Annotated in this window: 16 protein-coding genes and 8 pseudogenes; 14 read left to right on the plus strand and 10 right to left on the minus strand. The window is 54.8% G+C overall.

The window, feature by feature from the left end; genetic code table 11:
• Nucleotides 1–194, minus strand: a 194-nt coding sequence (locus tag ACTBDU_RS12710; RefSeq protein ID WP_438806707.1) for a hypothetical protein, incomplete at its 3' end; no start/stop codon positions are given.
• Nucleotides 195–351: 157 nt separating this feature from the next.
• Between ACTBDU_RS12710 and ACTBDU_RS12715 the strand changes: the two genes are divergently transcribed.
• The 12 genes and pseudogenes from ACTBDU_RS12715 to ACTBDU_RS12770 all read left to right on the plus strand — a co-directional run bounded on the left by ACTBDU_RS12715 (nucleotide 352) and on the right by ACTBDU_RS12770 (nucleotide 5,296).
• Nucleotides 352–870 (plus strand): baseplate J/gp47 family protein, encoded by a 519-nt coding sequence (locus ACTBDU_RS12715; RefSeq protein WP_438806708.1) that lies wholly within the window; start codon nucleotides 352–354, stop codon nucleotides 868–870.
• Nucleotides 871–1,108: 238 nt separating this feature from the next.
• Nucleotides 1,109–1,681, plus strand: a complete 573-nt coding sequence (locus tag ACTBDU_RS12720) for a putative phage tail protein (RefSeq protein WP_438806709.1) — start codon at nucleotides 1,109–1,111, stop codon at nucleotides 1,679–1,681.
• Between the two features lie 24 nt (nucleotides 1,682–1,705).
• Nucleotides 1,706–1,855 (plus strand): hypothetical protein, encoded by a 150-nt coding sequence (locus tag ACTBDU_RS12725; RefSeq protein WP_438806710.1) that lies wholly within the window; start codon nucleotides 1,706–1,708, stop codon nucleotides 1,853–1,855.
• Nucleotides 1,852–2,148 (plus strand): hypothetical protein, encoded by a 297-nt coding sequence (locus ACTBDU_RS12730; RefSeq protein WP_438806711.1) that lies wholly within the window; start codon nucleotides 1,852–1,854, stop codon nucleotides 2,146–2,148. The genes ACTBDU_RS12725 and ACTBDU_RS12730 overlap by 4 nt, the downstream gene beginning before the upstream one ends.
• Before the next feature lie 10 nt (nucleotides 2,149–2,158).
• Nucleotides 2,159–2,713: a hypothetical protein gene (locus ACTBDU_RS12735; protein ID WP_438806712.1), complete on the plus strand. Its 555-nt coding sequence runs from the start codon at nucleotides 2,159–2,161 to the stop codon at nucleotides 2,711–2,713.
• A gap of 92 nt (nucleotides 2,714–2,805) precedes the next feature.
• The gene (locus tag ACTBDU_RS12740; RefSeq protein ID WP_438806713.1) at nucleotides 2,806–3,096 is read left to right on the plus strand and encodes a hypothetical protein; all 291 of its coding nucleotides are present in this window, start codon (nucleotides 2,806–2,808) and stop codon (nucleotides 3,094–3,096) included.
• Nucleotides 3,071–3,283 carry a hypothetical protein gene (locus tag ACTBDU_RS12745; protein ID WP_438806714.1) on the plus strand — a complete coding sequence of 71 codons (213 nt, stop codon included), beginning with the start codon at nucleotides 3,071–3,073 and terminating at the stop codon, nucleotides 3,281–3,283. The genes ACTBDU_RS12740 and ACTBDU_RS12745 overlap by 26 nt, the downstream gene beginning before the upstream one ends.
• 46 nt (nucleotides 3,284–3,329) lie before the next feature.
• Nucleotides 3,330–3,952, plus strand: a pseudogene (locus ACTBDU_RS12750) (phage tail protein); the annotation flags it as partial.
• A 2-nt stretch (nucleotides 3,953–3,954) separates the two neighbouring features.
• Nucleotides 3,955–4,113, plus strand: coding sequence for a hypothetical protein (locus ACTBDU_RS12755; RefSeq protein WP_438806715.1), 159 nt, complete (start codon nucleotides 3,955–3,957; stop codon nucleotides 4,111–4,113).
• Nucleotides 4,114–4,120: 7 nt separating this feature from the next.
• On the plus strand, nucleotides 4,121–4,339 hold the full coding sequence (locus ACTBDU_RS12760; protein ID WP_438806722.1) for a hypothetical protein: 219 nt from the start codon (nucleotides 4,121–4,123) through the stop codon (nucleotides 4,337–4,339).
• On the plus strand, nucleotides 4,284–4,544 hold the full coding sequence (locus ACTBDU_RS12765; RefSeq protein ID WP_438806719.1) for a tail fiber assembly protein: 261 nt from the start codon (nucleotides 4,284–4,286) through the stop codon (nucleotides 4,542–4,544). Before ACTBDU_RS12760 ends, ACTBDU_RS12765 begins: the two co-directional genes overlap by 56 nt.
• Before the next feature lies 1 nt (nucleotide 4,545).
• A pseudogene (locus ACTBDU_RS12770) lies at nucleotides 4,546–5,296 on the plus strand (DNA adenine methylase).
• A gap of 220 nt (nucleotides 5,297–5,516) precedes the next feature.
• Here the strand turns inward: ACTBDU_RS12770 and ACTBDU_RS12775 are convergent.
• The 3 genes and pseudogenes from ACTBDU_RS12775 to ACTBDU_RS12785 form a co-directional block, all read right to left on the minus strand.
• Complete coding sequence (locus ACTBDU_RS12775) at nucleotides 5,517–5,918, minus strand: hypothetical protein (protein WP_438806720.1); 402 nt, start codon at nucleotides 5,916–5,918, stop codon at nucleotides 5,517–5,519.
• A gap of 817 nt (nucleotides 5,919–6,735) precedes the next feature.
• Nucleotides 6,736–7,559: pseudogene (locus ACTBDU_RS12780) on the minus strand (ABC transporter permease); the annotation flags it as partial.
• Nucleotides 7,560–7,571: 12 nt separating this feature from the next.
• Nucleotides 7,572–8,653: pseudogene (locus tag ACTBDU_RS12785) on the minus strand (ABC transporter substrate-binding protein).
• A 332-nt stretch (nucleotides 8,654–8,985) separates the two neighbouring features.
• Between ACTBDU_RS12785 and ACTBDU_RS12790 the strand changes: the two are divergent.
• Both ACTBDU_RS12790 and msrA read left to right on the plus strand, forming a co-directional pair.
• Nucleotides 8,986–9,867: pseudogene (locus ACTBDU_RS12790) on the plus strand (alpha/beta fold hydrolase).
• Nucleotides 9,868–10,033: 166 nt separating this feature from the next.
• Nucleotides 10,034–10,521, plus strand: a pseudogene (msrA, locus tag ACTBDU_RS12795) (peptide-methionine (S)-S-oxide reductase MsrA).
• A gap of 105 nt (nucleotides 10,522–10,626) precedes the next feature.
• Here the strand turns inward: msrA and ACTBDU_RS12800 are convergent.
• The 6 genes and pseudogenes from ACTBDU_RS12800 to ACTBDU_RS12825 form a co-directional block, all read right to left on the minus strand.
• The gene (locus ACTBDU_RS12800; protein WP_438806716.1) at nucleotides 10,627–10,983 is read right to left on the minus strand and encodes a uroporphyrinogen-III C-methyltransferase; all 357 of its coding nucleotides are present in this window, start codon (nucleotides 10,981–10,983) and stop codon (nucleotides 10,627–10,629) included.
• Nucleotides 10,950–11,174: an SAM-dependent methyltransferase gene (locus ACTBDU_RS12805; protein WP_438806721.1), complete on the minus strand. Its 225-nt coding sequence runs from the start codon at nucleotides 11,172–11,174 to the stop codon at nucleotides 10,950–10,952. The genes ACTBDU_RS12800 and ACTBDU_RS12805 overlap by 34 nt, the downstream gene beginning before the upstream one ends.
• Nucleotides 11,175–11,259: 85 nt before the next feature.
• Nucleotides 11,260–11,472 (minus strand): hypothetical protein, encoded by a 213-nt coding sequence (locus tag ACTBDU_RS12810; RefSeq protein ID WP_438806717.1) that lies wholly within the window; start codon nucleotides 11,470–11,472, stop codon nucleotides 11,260–11,262.
• A 16-nt stretch (nucleotides 11,473–11,488) separates the two neighbouring features.
• Nucleotides 11,489–11,731, minus strand: a complete 243-nt coding sequence (locus ACTBDU_RS12815) for a (2Fe-2S)-binding protein (protein ID WP_438806718.1) — start codon at nucleotides 11,729–11,731, stop codon at nucleotides 11,489–11,491.
• A 69-nt stretch (nucleotides 11,732–11,800) separates the two neighbouring features.
• Nucleotides 11,801–13,804: pseudogene (locus ACTBDU_RS12820) on the minus strand (molybdopterin oxidoreductase family protein).
• Nucleotides 13,801–14,664: pseudogene (locus tag ACTBDU_RS12825) on the minus strand (nitrite reductase (NAD(P)H) small subunit); the annotation flags it as partial. The pseudogenes ACTBDU_RS12825 and ACTBDU_RS12820, both read right to left, overlap by 4 nt.
• Between the last annotated feature and the right edge of the window lie 22 nt (nucleotides 14,665–14,686).

A 14,686-nucleotide genomic window follows, 5' to 3' on the forward strand; every position in this document is an offset into this window, starting at 1 on the left:
GGCGACTGGCTCAGCAATATGCCGAATAGGCATTGCAACCACTGCTGGCCGATAGCCACGCCCGCCGCATTGACGTCCGGAGTCAGCTGTCCGGCACAAGGTGACCTGAGGCTACATATCGACGTCGTGGCCGCCAACAAAATTTGCAAACCTTTACTCACCCGGTAAAGGTCATTTAAACGGAATATCGCCATGGCGCACAGCACCCCCACCCATACCGAGATTGCCGACACGCTCTTGCACGATATCCGCAACCAGTTGCCGGACGCTGATACCGGTCCCGACAGGTGACTACGCGGTGCGCGCGAACGACATTGCCAGCGCGCTGCAGGGGCTATACCAGCACCAGCTGTGGATAGTGCGGAAAATGTTCCCGGCACCGCCGACCATGACTATCTGGTAATGCACGCCTGCACGCGCAACCTGCCGTCGAAAAAAGCAGCTACCCCGGCCGGCGGCGAAGTACGCCTGACCAGCAACCCCGGCGCAAACATTACCGGCCTACTGCAATTGCGTCCCACCGGCAGCCGTCAGCGCTACCAGACCACCGCGCCGGGCACGATAGACGCCGGGCAGCCTGACCTTGCCCACCCACGCGCTGTAAAGCGGTACCCAGGGCAATCTGGCGGACAATACGCCAGGGACGCTCTGATGGCCCCAGCCAGTGTTGACAGCAACGTCACTGTCACCCGCATGGTCGGCGGCAGCGAGGCCGGATCCGACGCCGCCCTGCTGGTGCGTCTGCTGAAGGTGATACGCCGCCCGTCGGCGGGCGGCAATCAATACGATTACCATCGCTGGGCGGTGTCTTTGCCCGGCGTCACCGAAGCCCATGGCTACCCGCTGCGCCGGGGCTACGGTACGGGGTGAATATGGTGATGGTCACCCATAACGACCTGCCGTCCGCCGGAGACGCTTAAAATGCTGCAGCGCTACCTTGACGAGATGCGCCCGGTCACCGCGAAAGACTGTCTGGTACTGGCCACCCGAGGTGGTGAAAGCCGATATCACGGCCCAGGTCAGCCTGAGCAATCTGACGCTGGAGGCTGCGCGCAAATAGATTACGACCCCGCTCAGTGACTATTTTAACCGCCTGGCCCCCGGTGAGGTGGCGGTCAGAACCCAGCTGGGGGCGCTGATATCCGAGGTGGTTGGCGTGGCGGACTACCCCAGTTGCTTGCCCCCAGCGCCAATGTGTAGTACCGGTGGTGAACAAGCAGACCGTGCAGTGGATACGCGCAGGCACCATCACAGTGGAGAAAATGCCATGGACAGCCGCAATTACGCGCAGCTTCTCAGTGCCCTGCTGCCACCGAAAAGCTATGCGCTGACCGGTAAGCGACTCGGTGTCGAACTGCAGGCCGAGGGGAAGAGCCTGGCACAGCTGGAAATCTGCGCCGGCGAAGTGGCTGACGGTATCACGCCCTTTCTGGCAGTCGGGCTGCTGGTCGACTGGGAGCGGATGTTGGAAATTTCCCCCGACAGCAGCATGACGCTACAGCAGCGTCGCCAGCAAGTACTGGCCAGGATTAATGCCACTGGTGGCCTGAGCCGGCAATACTTTATCAGCTTGGCCAAATTGCTGGGTTACCGCGTCATCATCGACGAGCCGGAGCCGTTCCGCGCCGGTATTGGCCGGGCCGGCGAGCGTATCTGGGTGCCGGAGATTATCTGGCTGTGAATAGTCAATATCGATGACGCACAGGTGCCGGTCTACCGCTTCCGCGCCGGTAGCTCGGTGGCCGGGGAAAGGCTGCTGACCTTTGGGCAGAACCTGATTGAAGGGCTGTTTAAGGACCTGAAACCCGCGCACACCCAGGTGCTGTTTAACTACAGGGAGAAAACGCGCCCATGAAGGATATTATCGCGCCGATTGACAGCGAGAACGGGCTGTTTCATGACGGCAACCCGTCCGGCGACGTCAGGGGGACCGTGGTCTACGCCCAGTGGCTGAACGCCATGCAGGGGGCGGTCATCAATACCCAGATCGAGCAGAAAAATATTCTGACGGCCGCCGGAATGCAGCCCAATCCGGCGCAACATAACCAGCTGGCCGAGGCCATCAAGGGGTTGATTGCGCAAGCCCGGCAGGAGAATGAAAAACGCAGCCTGTTTAGGAAAAAACAACGGCGCGGATATCTCAGATAAGGCGGCGTTCGTGGCCAATCTAGGGTTAAAAAATACCGTTGAACAGGCACAAAACGCACTGGACAAACGTACCAGTGGCACGGTTAACGGGAGTCTGCAGATCACCCATTCGGTCAATGTCGGCGACAGCGATTCAGGGCTGATTGCCAATGGCAAAGGCAACGTGGCGCTGTACGCCAACAACGTCAAGACCTGCGAATGGAATACTCAGCGCCTGCATTGGGTACAAGACCTTGAAGTGGGTGGAAAGCTGACCGCCAGTGGCGGAGCGATCTTTGGCAAAGCCGTCTCGCTATCCGGTGGCGGCCATCTCACGGATATTCTCCATTTTTATGGGCGGGGGCAAAGCAGTAACGAGACACGTTCAGGTGAATGCCGCTATTACCCTTATCCAGGCAATCCCATGAGCACGGAATTTTACGGTGCCGATGTGGTGGGCAGTCATTATAAACATCGCCTTATTATTAATTGCGGTGGCGGTAACATTAAGTGGTTCCTTTTTAAGGATGACGGTAGCGCTTATGCCATGCAGGGGACTGGTAAAATAACTCGGACCGGCGGATAAAAAGCGATATTGCGAAAATAGAAAATAGCCTTGCAAAAATCAAAACGCTGACGGGCTACACGTATGTCCTTGCCGAACATCGTCAGGCGGGTGTGATAGCCGATGAGCTGGAAAAGGTCCTGCCTGGGGCAGTAGGTAATTTGGGGGATTACCATGAGAGTGATAACACCGTTGTCAAGAATGTAAAAGTCGTTGCCTATGGCAGCATATCCGCCTTGCTGATTAAAGCAATAAAAGACCTGTCCGCGAGAGTGAAAGCGCAGCAGGTAGAGATTGAGGCACTGAAAACCGTAATGCGTTCAGCGCTGAACCTGGCTGAATCACCAGCACAGACGATAATGACGGGGGACACCTTAAATGAAAGAGATTATTTCGTCCGTTGAGAGCACCGATGGCCTGTTCCACGATGGTGACCCGTCTACCGGTGCCGAGAAGACGGTGGTGCACACCAAATGGCTGAATGCCATGCGGGGCGCGATGATTGACACCCAGACGGAGCATAAAAATATTCTGGCTAGTGGGCATGAAGCCCGATGGCAGCCAGTCGACACAGCTACTGGCGGCAATTAAAGCCATTGCAACAAGTATTGTGGCAGAGACCAGTGCCAGTATTCTACCTGTCGGTACCCCTATCGCCTGGCCGTCGGATAACATTCCTGCAGGTTATGACCTGATGCAGGGACAAACGTTTGATAAAAGTAAATATCCGAAATTGGCAATGGCTTACCCATCAGGGATCATTCCTGATATACGTGGCTGGATGATCAAAGGCAAGCCTGAAAACGGGCGCTCAATCCTGAGTCAAGAGCAGGATGGCGTCAAATCTCACAGTCACGGAGCTGTGGTATCGGATACGGATTTAGGCATAAAAATACCAGTATTTTTAACCATGGCAATAAAGAAACCAGCGTTTTTGATTATGGCACAAAGACCACCAGCCATAATGCCAATCATACGCATAACTATACCGCTAAAGCGCAAGCAAGTGGCGACAGTACCTGGATTCATTGCGTGGATGCTCAGGTTTCTTATGGTGATTACAATAAAACCACACATAGTGCCGGTGGGCATACTCACTCTGTTGGAATAGGCGCACACAATCATATTATTGGCATAGGAGCTCATTCACATACTGTCGCTATTGGCTCACACGGGCATGTCGTTTCAATCACGCCAACGGGAAATAGTGAAAACACGGTTAAAAATATTGCTTTTAATTATATCGTGAGGCTAGCTTAATCATGGATTTTAATCCGTCAGACATCGCAAAAACCATTACTGTATTTAATTATATTGCTGATACAAAAGAATTCATTGGCAAAGGCAACGCATGGCTTTCCCCTGGTATAGGATTACCAGCTTACTGTACAGGCGCATTGAGCTACCAGAAAAAAAGATGATTTTTGCTTGGTTTTTAGTGAGAAAGAAAATAAGTGGCATCAGCTGGAAGACCACCGAGGACAAGTGGTATTTTGTGCAAAAACAGGACAAGCTATAAAAATAAACGCGCTTGAAGCAATTCCTGATAACGCGACGCCGTTAGCCCCAGAAGGTGATTTTTTCAAATGGGATGGTCTCGCTTGGATCAACGACCCCGCCACGCAAAAAAACGGCGGAGATCAATGACGCTCAGTTGAAGAAAAACCGGCTAGATAAGGATGCTCAAAGAATTATCCAGCTACTGGAATATGCAATTGAGACTGATATTCGGACGGGGGAAGAAAGTGCGCAATTTCATGCCTGGAAAAAATATCGTGTTTTACTTAATCGCGTTGATGTTAATCAGGTATCTGATATTCTGTGGCCGGAAATGCCACAGCAAGGGGCGTAAAGTGCCTTCTTTGATTATTCCTTGGGTTAAAGGCAAGCGGCGACTTATCAAACATATATTGCCGATTTTCCCGGAACACACGTGCTATGTGGAATTTTTTTGTGGCGGAGCTGCTCTGTTTTTCAGTAAAACCCCTTCAAAAGTTGAAGGGCTCAACGATATTAACGGAGAGTTAATCAATCTGTATCGTGTCGTAAAGCACCATATGGAGAAGTTTGTCCGACAATTTAAATAGGTATTAACCAGTAGACAACTGTTTGAATGACACCACAAAACCCCATCGGATACGTTGACAGATATTCAACGCGCTGCGCGATTTTATTATCTGCAGCATCTTGCATTTGGTGGTAAAGTTGCTGGGCAGACGTTTGGTACTTCAGCGGGACGATCACAAGCGCTTAATCTGCTCAGGCTTGAAGAGCAGCTCCTTGGCGCATTTGCACTTATCGGTAGTAACAATTGAACATTTAGGTTGGCAAGTTTGCGTAGAGAAGTATGACCGCCCACACACGCTCTTTTATCTTGAGCCACCCTACTGGAAAACGCAGGGCTAGGGCGTTACCTTTGCATTTGACGAATATAAGAAAATGGCACAACTAGCTCATAGTATCCAAGGAAAAATTATAATTTCTATCAATGATATTCCAGAGATGCGTGAAGTTTTCTCCAGATTATCCCAAAAAAGCGTTTCACCGTCCTATACTTTGGGTGACGAAGCAAAAAAACCAAAAGAACTCATTGTAATGAGTTAGTTGCTGCAATTTAAAATTTAGGATGGGCATGCTGTTTTAACCATTATCGACCTACAGTTAGTAAGGTAGTCAAAGTAAAATAGTTATTATGTATATATCTTACGTCCTAACGGCTTAGTATTGCACTATGGAAGCTTATAGTTACGGGTCGGTGCACCGAATGAGTAATACATTTTTTTCCAGCATCGTTGCAATAAGTACTTGCTGATGCCAAGTTAACCTACGTGGGGACAGAGCCAACCGACAGGTTGTTTAATTTTAGGTCAAGGCTTGTATGCACAAATTCAAATGATACCCAATCAGGAAAATTCTCTTTAAGAATAAAGAGAAATGCACAAAGTTCACCATTAAAGATTAGGACATTACCCCATAGCTTACCCCTTATTTTTCCTATAAATTCTCCTAGAATATCTTTATCTACAGGGGGTGCGCCCCACCGTAATTTTGTTAGATGACAATAAATAGCTATCAGAGCATCTGTTGATAATTCATCAATGTTTTTTACTTCATCGTCTTCAGAAAGGAATTTTTTTGATTTCCTTTTTTGTGTATTTCTGACCTTAGAAGACATTTCTATTTTATCAGGATTTTTTGCAATACAAACCGTATAATGCGCAATAATAAATTATTGGCAATTAAAAAAATTTTCTCTATGCGTTGCGGAAAGATTTTTATCTTAGATGGCAATAAAAACGTTGTATCATGTGACATTAAAAGGATTATCTTATCTCAGATAATCGGTAGACGTTCATATCTTTACTTTGGTAAATTATTTGCGATCGATTTATCATCCTACGAACATAATGCCCCCAATGATGTTCCCACTGAGTCAGTTTTAACTCAGTATACCGCTCATTACGGAGCATTATTGAATGAGAGTAATCCAGTACATCGGGGTAAACCAGAAAACTCTTAGCGTACTCATTAAAACACTGTCGATACTCTTTGCTAGTTGCTTCTTCCCACCCTGCTAAAATTCATTTAAAACATGACATTTATTATTGATATTTCAGCATGAAAATGTTCATAAACTTGTTAAACATAGGTAACCTATCAGTGCGAATTAAGAGCCTTTCAAATTAAGGCGTAGAACTGCCTAAGATATCGATTTTAAGCCACTGCTGCAGTCCCTGACGGCATTCACTAAACATCAAGTAAGGGCTGGGATGTTATACGAAAACGTACATTGATTTCCAGCTTGAGAGGAAAGGCATCATCAATATAGTGATATAATTATCACAGCAATAGTTCAGTGCCTACTTTGAGCAACGGCTATAGCTTGTTTAGCTATACATAGCATCCATGCATCTTTTGAAGTTCTTACAGGTAAGTTAGGCAACACTCAAGTGACAATGCGTCAATTTGCAAACAATTCTGGACAGTCCAAAATACCTAAATTTTGAGCTTATCGAGAGTCTAGAATTGAATGCAAATTAGTCCAGAATCGTTTGCATCGTTACAATAGGCGCCGCTGCCACCGCCACCGTCACCACGGCCATCAAATGATAGGACGGCGTACCGAGCTTGTTGGTCAGTTGATACAGATAGGTCGTCAGCACCAGATTCCCTTCGGGATCGCCCAACACCAGCATCAGACCAAAGACCTCCAGCCCAACGAAAAACAGCAAGACTACCGCATACAAAATAACCGGCCGCCCCATCGGCAAACTGATAGCGAACATTACCTGCAGCGGCGAAGCGCCGACCGTACGCGCCGCCTCCTCGACGTCGGAACCCAGGCTTCTCAGCGCCGAGGAGATATAGAGATGAGCATGGGGCACATGGGTCAGACCGGCGATAACCACAATGCTCCTCATGGCGTAGATATTCCACGGGGTAAAGCCCAGCAGCCGCCTGTGCGCCCACAGGGAAAAAATCCCCACCGGCCCCGCCGCCGCCACATAACCAAAGGCCAGCACCATCGGCGAAACGAATGCCGGCACCAAGATCAACGGTTCAATAATGCGCCGGCCGGACAAATCGGTGCGGACCATCAAAAACGCCAGAATCCCCCCAACGGAATGGCAATCACCACCAGCCCGAACGCCAGCAGCAACCCGCTTTTCAGCGCCCGCTAGGAATCGGTGTCGGCAAAAATAAAGCGAAAGGCTTCGAGACTAAAGACTTTGGAGGCCACGAAAAACGGCGCGGAGAGAAAACTCTGGATGACAATAAACGCCAGCAACACATAGATCACCAGTGCGGCAATCAGCACGACCAGGGCACGCGGCAGCGATTGTCCTTTTCTGCGCAAAGCGGACACAGCATCCTCTCATCAGGCATGACGGCAGGGGCGCGCTACGGCAGGCCGCGCGCCCTGTTTGATGTGATCCAGACGCTTATCCTGCGCAAGATACGCCAGCAAGCTTTCATTTACCGCAATGGGACGCAGGGCTTTACCTAACCGCTTAGTCAAACCGTCGACATCATTATTGCCCTCGATATCGTTGCGCAACGATGGAATATCGGACTGATTGGCCAAAATGGCCCGCCCCTCTTTGGACAACACGTAATCCAGCCACACCTTGGCCGCATTGGCGTTTTCAGCCTGGCCGCTGATGAACATCACCCACGACAGCACCAGAATGTAATCATCGGGGCAAGCGATGTTTAGGGCGGGGTCGTCTTTCGCGCGGGTTTCGGCATAGGAGCCAAGAATATTAAAACCGAGCAGATTTTCGCCGGAAGGGGTGCGCTCCAGCATGGTACCGGTGGAGAACTGCACCGACAGACCGCCTTTGGCAATACGGGCCAGATTCGTGAAATAGCGGGGATCGGCTTTGCGATCATAGACCGATAGCATAAAACCTAATGCGGACTTCTCAATATCATAGGTGGTGACTTTGTTTTTAAATCTGTCCGGCTGGCTGGAAATCAACTGTGCAAGGGCTTCATGGTTGCCCGGCACTTCGTCTTGTTTGATAAGGCGCTTGTTGTAGACAAACACCAGCGGTTCATAGGTGGTGCCGTAGGCCTTTTGTTGCCATACCGCCCATGGGGGGGGATTTTGCCGCTTTCCACTGACGCGTAGGGCAGCGCGTAATCGCTTGCCAGTTTCAGCGCGGTGTCCATCGACGAGCTCCAGATCACATCGCCGCTGGTGCCGCCGGCGGCTTGCTCGCTGATGTAACGATTATAAAGTTCGGTACTGTTTATGTCGTTGTACTCCACCTTAATCTGCGGATAGCGGGCGGCGAATCCTTTTAGCAGCGGGCCGGTGGCTTTGCTATCGGTGGTGGAGTAGATGACGAGACGGCCCTCTTTTTTCGCGGTGGCGACGGTTTTCTGATAATCGGCGGGAATAACCGTCCGGCAAGGTTTGCGCCGTAGCGGCAGTGCTGATGAAAACGACGACACAGAGCGATGAAAAAAAGCTTTTCTTAATTATAATTAACATGTAGTTAAACATTAGGGCGCCGCAAGGCACCGGTGGTGTGCGCTAAAACCCCAATCTGTGAGCGGGCACACCGTTTATCGCCACCCGAGGAAAAGGCGTGCGAGAAAAGCACTTAAATAGGAAGCGATCATTTCCTATATTGATATCACAGGTTCATTTTCGCGACCGGCTGCCGCCGGCGGCGCAGCGGGCCGCGACCTCCCTCATCAATCATAGGAGTTGCCGTGTCCACCGCCCCTCTTAACGACGTTCGGCGCGTCGAGGCCAAACCTATCAGCCACCCGATGCCACCCTGCCCGGCTTCAGCCACCATTTTGCAACCGTTAACGGTCTGCGCTGGCATTATCTGCGCGGCGGCGGCAGGCCCGCCGCCGCGCTGGTGTTGCTGGCGGGGGCTTCCCGCAAAGCGGGTATGTGCGTGGCGCAAAGCGTTGCCGCTGCTGGCGGAACATTTCGACTTATGGGTGCCGGATTTGCCCGGTCAAAGCGATTCCGACCTGCCGGCGGACGGCTATGATACCCAGACCACCGCACGCCGACTGTATGATTTCCTGCAACAGTAGAAGGTCGGCCCTTGCTTATTTGGCCGCCCATGACGTCGGCGCCTGGGTCGCATTCCCTTATATGTTGCTGTTTGGCGCCACGGTGGTAAAAGGGCTGGCATTGCTCGACGCCGGGAATGCCAGCGTCACCTTGCCGGACACGTTACCTATTGCCCCGGCGCAGGCCTGGCACACCTGGCATTTCGTGTTTCATGCTCTGGATGATTTGCAGGAAAGTCTCATCACCGGCCGGGAACGGGGGGTATCTGACGTGGTTTTTGCGCCGCAAAGCCGTTAATCCGCAAAGTTTCAGCGAGGCTGACATCAACGAATACCTGCGCACCTTTAGCCGCCCGGGGGCGCTGCGCGCCGGTCTCGCCTGGCATCAGGCGGCCACGACCAGCGCCAAGCAAAATCGCCGTTTTTGCGCCGCCGGTACCTTGGTCCCGCCGTTGCTGGCGATGAGCGCCGATTATGGCTCAATGGCGGATATGGCCGCGCCACTGCGGGCGAACGCCCGTCAGGTCAGCTGCGTGCCCATTCCCCATTCGGGCCATTTTTTACCCGAGGAGCAACCGGCAGCGGTAGGCCAGACGTTAATCGCTTTTTTTCGCGGCGCTGCAGCCGGCTGAAACCTGCGCAATCGCGCGCCGCATGAGCACGTCAAGACGAACTTTCTGCCCGCCGCGCAAGTATTTTGCTACAGTAACATGATGCCTTAAGACAAAAAGCAGGAGTTAATGTATGGCAATCGAATATGCGGTCATCGCCGGTGGCTGTTTTTGATGTACCGAAGCGGTGTTTAAAGATGTCATCGGCGTGGAATCGGTGACGAGCGTGTACACCGGCGGTACGGTGCCCCACCCGAGCTATAAGCAGGTCTGCACTGGCGAGACCGGCCATGCGGAAGCTACCCGGGTCGGTTTCGACCCGGCCAGGATAGCTATGGGGAATTGCTGGATATCAGCTTCGCCACCCATGACCCGACCCAGCTCAATCGCTAAGGCAACGATATCGGCACCCAGTATCGTTCGGCGGTGTTTTACGCCACGCCCGAGCAAAAGCAAGAAGCCGAAGCGGCCGTTCAACGTGCTCAGGCGGATTACAGCAGCCGCATTGTCACGACGCTCGAACCGCTGGGCGAATGGTATCCGGCCGAAGACTACCATCAGGATTATTGGCAAAGCGAAGGCCAGCAGAAGCGCTATTGTCTGGCGGTGATCCCGCCCAAACTGCAAAAGTTGCATAAACGTTACGCCGCTAAAAGTAAATTCCAGCAGGCGTAACGGGCTTTGCTCTTTCCGTTCGCCACCTCGGCGGCGCGGCGGAAAGGGCCTTACCGTTGCACTGGGCAATCAGCCCACTGTCGCTTTCTCTGATTGAGGCGGCTATTACGCCTCTTGGGCAACCCGGGGTTCTGCGCTGACCTCAGCGGGGTGGTGCGGTGCGCTGGCCCCCCTTTGGTAAAGATTGACCACGTCCCCCACCACCAGCAAGCTGGGCGACACGGGCTTTCCCCGCACTACCGTCTGTGTTAGACTGCCAAGCGTAGTCAGCAAGACCCGCTGTTCAACGCGGGTGCCGTTTTCGATAATCGCCACCGGCGATTGCGCCGCCCGGCCGTTTTCAACCAGCCCGCGACTGACCTCTGCGCTCCAGGTCAATCCCATATAAAACACCAGCGTCTGACGCGGATCGCGCAACGCCGCCCAATCTAGCGCCGGCGCGCCCTCTTTGCCATGTGCCATGGCTGGTAATGAACTGCACCGACCTGAGCACAATCTCGGTGCATCAGGGGGATGCCGATATTGGCGGCGCAGCCGGCCGCCGCGGTAATTCCCGGCGCTACCTGGCAAGGGATCCCCGCATGCTGCAACGCCAGCATTTCCTCACCGCCGCGGCCGGAAATAAAGGGATCGCCGCCTTTCAGGCGCACCACCCGGCGACCGACACAGGCCAAATCGACCAGCAGTCAATTGATATCCTGTTGTTTCAGGCCGTGTCGGCCGGGCGCCTTGCCGACGTCAATGCGTAATGTCGCCGTCGGGATCAGCGCCAGAACCATCGTCGGACACCAGCCTGTCGACCACCACCGACGACAGGTCGATAGTGCGTGGGGCTTTGAGCGTCAGCAGCTCCGCATCCCCCGGCCCCGCGCCCACCAGCCAGACCGTCCCGGTCGCGGAAGCTTTGCCGGGCGCGGGTGCCGTCAGTGCCCTTAATAATGTCATCATCACCTCCTCAGGCCGACTGTCAAGCCTGCAGCTGTTTCAGTTCGGGTATACACGAACCGCAGTTGGTGCCGCAGCGCAGACGTTTACCCAGCGCATCTACCGTGTTGCACCCCTCGTCAATCGCTTGCATTATCTGCTTCTCGCCGACGCCGTAACAACTGCATATCGTGCGTCCGGCGGTTTCACCGCGGGGCCCCTGCTGGCCGGACAGCAGCGCCAGTCTGTCCTCCGGTGCCGGTATGCGGCTGAAAACGTCCACCACCGCCGGGATATCGATGACCGGCTGCGCGCCGTGGGTGGCATAAAAGGCGATTTGCAGCGCGCCGTCGCGCTAGCCGAGGCGATGCCACCACGCCGGCGTTTGCGCCTGCTGATAGCGCAAGGCAGGGTCGGCGGCAAGGGTGGCAAACCAGTCGGCCGCCTCGCCGCGGCCCGCCAGCCGATAAACGGTGACCGGCCCGTAGGGCACGCGGCTCCACCAAACATCTTCCTCCAGATGCAACGGCTGCACCAGTAGCACCCCCTGCCAGTCGCAGTCCCAGCGCTGGATACGCACCGCGGTCTGTTTGCTTTCCGGCTGGCCGGCGAGCGGGCAAGTGTGGGGCGCCACCAATTGATCGATATTGGTCATATTGCAAAATTGCCGGTTCCAATGCATCGGCACAAACACGCAACTGGGCTGCTGATCCGTTGTCAACCGGCAGCGCACCACCACTCAGCTCTGCGCCGACTGAATGCGCGCAAAGTCCCCTTCCGCCAAGCCGAAGCGCGCCGCATCGGTCGGATGCACATCGCACCACGGCTCGCTTTGATGCTGCATCAGCCGGCTGACCAGCCCCGTGCGGGTCATGGTATGCTATTGATCGCGGGTGCGGCTGGTGTTGAGCAGCAACGGCCAAAGCGGCGCCGCTTTGGCCACCGGCAGTCGCGGCTGGATCGGTATCAACCGCGCCTTGCCGTCGGGATGATAATATTGCCCTGCGCCGAACAAACGCGCCTGTCCTTGGGGATGGCGAGCATTGACCGGCCATTGCACCGGCATCAGCCGATCCTATTCTTCGTCGCTCAGGGTCGTTAATCCGCTGATATCAAAGGCTCGCCGGCCCGTGTTTTCAAATCCCGATAAAGCGGCGTGCTCGCGGAAGATTACCGCCGGATTGGTGCCCATGATTCAAACGGTTTTCACCTCGCCACGGCCGATAGCCTCGAACAGCGCCACCGCTTTCAGGCCCGGCTCGGAGGCAACCCGATCGCTGTGCCAAAACCGCCGCAGCCGGTCAACGTTCTCGTCGGTGAAATCCATATGGCAGGCCAGTTGATTCGGCAGGCCGCCGACTTCCCGACCGCCAATAGCGTTTGGCTGGCCGGTCAGGGAAAAGGGACCGCAGCCGGCACGGGCCGATTTTACCGCTGGCAAGATGCAGGTTGATGATGGCGTTACACTTATCGCTGCCGCTGGTCGATTGATTGATGCCCATGCAATACAGCGTCAGCGCCCACTCACTGTCGGCGAATAACTGATAGAACGCCAGCACATCGGCCTCACGTAACCCGCAGAACGCCGCCACCGCGGGCAGGGTCCAGGCCGCCGCCGCGGCAAGGGTTTCCTTCAGGCCGTTGAGCTGCGACCCCAGGCTGAGGTCAAGGGCTTGCTGCTGATGGAGGCAGTGCAGCAAGCCGGCAAATAACGCCGCGTCGGTGCCGTGACGCAGCGCTAAGTGCAAGTCGGCCTCGTCGCAGCTGGCGGTACGGCGCGGATCAATCACCACGATTTTCATCAAGGGCCGCGCCTGACGGGCGGCCAGCGGCCGCAGCCAGGCCACCGGATGCGCCCAGGCGGCGTTGGAGCCGGCGACTATGGCCAGCTGCGTTTGTTCCAGATCCTCATAGCAGCACGGCACCGCGTCGGCGCCGAAGGCGCGCTTATAGCCCGCCGCCGCCGACGCCATGCACAAGCACGAATTGGTGTCAATATTGCCGGTGCCGATGAATTCTTTCATTAATTTATTAGTGACATAATGATCTTCGATCAACAGTTGACCCGAGGCGTAAAAAGCCACCGTTTGCGGGCCATGGCGGCGAATAATCGCCCCCAGCCGGTCGGCGACGCTGTCCAACGCGTGCGTCCAGTCTGCCGGCGCCCCATCCACCCGTGGCGGCAGCAGCCGGCCTCATGGCCCAAGCTGTCACTCAGCGCGGCCCCTTTCACGCATAAGCGCCCCAAATTGGCCGGATGATGCGCATCGGGGCTAAGCGTAACTCCACCGTCCGGCTGGGGCGTCACCTGCACGCCGCAGCCCACGCCCCAATAAGGACAGGTGGTGCAGCGCGTCATACCGCCTCCGGCTCGACGTCGACAACCGCCGCCGGTCGGTTTGCCACCCGCACGTGGCCCGCTTTTATCCGCACCGGCCAGGCATTGACCCTGATCTGGTCGTTCTCCACACGAATACCATCGCGTAACCGCAACCGCTGTTTTATAGAGCGGCGAAATCACAACCGGTTCGCCGGCCACGTCCCCCAGGATCCCCCGCGCCAATACATTGGCGGAAGTCCCCGCCCCTCTTGCCACTGGATATTCTCATCGGGCCTGTCGTTGTTGACCGTGGGGCGGAAAAGCGCCAACCGGTCAGCCTGCGCAAGCGTAGTGCGCCATTCGCATTGATAGCTTGCCACCACGTGCGCCATTTCCTGCTCCAGCGTCCCGGCCAGGCCAAGACTATCGTGCAAAATGACGTCCTGCAGGTATGCCAGCCCCCTTTCCATATTGTCGAGCCAGCTGCTGGTACGCTGTAGACGGTCAGCGGTGCGGATATAAAACATCAGCACGCGGTCGATAGTGCGGATAAGCGTGTCGCGGTCCAGATCGCTTGCAAACAAATCCGCATGGCGCGGTTTCATGCCGCCGTTGCCGCAGACATAAAGATTTCATCCTTTCTCGGTGGCGATAACCCCGATATCTTTACTTTGCGCCTCGGCGCATTCGCGCGTACAACCGGAGACCGCCATTTTTATTTTGTGCGGGCTGCGTAGCCCCTTGTAGCGCTCCTCCAGCGCGATCGCCAGCGCGGTGGAGTCCTGAACCCCATAGCGGCACCAGGTGGAGGCGACGCAGGATTTTACCGTGCGCAGGGATTTGCCATAGGCGTGGCCGGTCTCGAAACACGCGTCGATCAAGCGGCGCCAGATGGCCGGCGATTACTCCAGCCGGGCGCCG

The sequence above is a fragment of the Sodalis sp. (in: enterobacteria) genome (assembly GCF_051710625.1).
Taxonomy (GTDB): Bacteria; Pseudomonadota; Gammaproteobacteria; order Enterobacterales; family Enterobacteriaceae; genus JBPESN01.